Below are 982 nucleotides of genomic sequence, written 5' to 3' on the forward strand. Positions count from 1 at the left end.
TAAGGCACGGGAAAGTCGGTCGCCGCCAGGTCTTCCAGTCTCCCCAAACAACCGCGGGGTGGAGCAGCCCGGTAGCTCGTCAGGCTCATAACCTGAAGGTCATAGGTTCAAATCCTATCCCCGCAACCAGATATAAGTGTCTCAAAAGACAAAGAAAAGCCACCCAATCGGGTGGCTTTTTTTGTGCCCAGATCACTCCGCAGGAAACACATAGGAAACAGACGGAAAGGTAATGCGGCGCGTTTTTGTCGAATGTCACAAATGCGTGAAGGCGGGAAGGGGCATCCTGTCGCCTGTTTCAGGGTATGATCCTGCCTTGTCGAGTCAGGACAGTCTCTCCCTCTGCTGTCCATAACCGGAGTAGCAGGAAAGCCTCATGGCCGCAGACGAACTCACGGGACTGATCAGATATCTCGGTCAGGATGACTGGCAGGACCGTTTCGCGGAAGTGCTTGGCGATCACATCGGTCCGGCGCTGGAAGCGGGCGACATCACGTTCGAGGATCTGGCGGAGATGATCGGTCCCGACGTCGCCATGACGCTGTGGGGCTGTGCCTTCGAGGATTTCCTGGGGCAGGACTGGGATAACGACCGGAATATCGTTGACGTCTATCTGAAACGCCGGGGCTGGAAGGAAGGACCGCGCAACAGCGCCTATATGCGTGCGCTCCGGGCTTCGGTCATGAGCCTGTATGAAGTCTCGGACATCAGACCCGGCCAGAGCTTCATGGCGCGTGACCTGCTGCGGGGTGGCGAGCCTGTTCTCGTGCATGAAGGCACCGCCACCCGGACACTCAGCCAGTGGGACCGGATTGCAGCGCGGCTTGTGCCATCCGATGGAAAGACCATTCTGGCAGGCGGACTGCTCGCCTGTTCACGGGGTGCCTGTGAGGATCTGGCCGCAAACCTTTACAGGGCGCTGCGGAAAAGACGCGGCAAGGCGGAATTCCCGAAAGTCGATACGGAGACCCTGCGGGAACTT

Annotated in this window: 1 tRNA gene and 1 pseudogene; both read left to right on the forward strand. The window is 58.6% G+C overall.

Going from position 1 to position 982, the window contains the following annotated elements:
* Positions 1-52 precede the first annotated feature (52 nt).
* A tRNA-Met gene (locus tag CFR79_RS15485) sits at positions 53-129 on the forward strand.
* 247 nt (positions 130-376) lie between these two features.
* Positions 377-982 (forward strand): annotated as a pseudogene (locus CFR79_RS15490) (hypothetical protein); the annotation flags it as partial.

The sequence above is a fragment of the Komagataeibacter saccharivorans genome (assembly GCF_003207825.1).
GTDB classification, from domain to species: Bacteria; Pseudomonadota; Alphaproteobacteria; order Acetobacterales; family Acetobacteraceae; genus Komagataeibacter; species Komagataeibacter saccharivorans.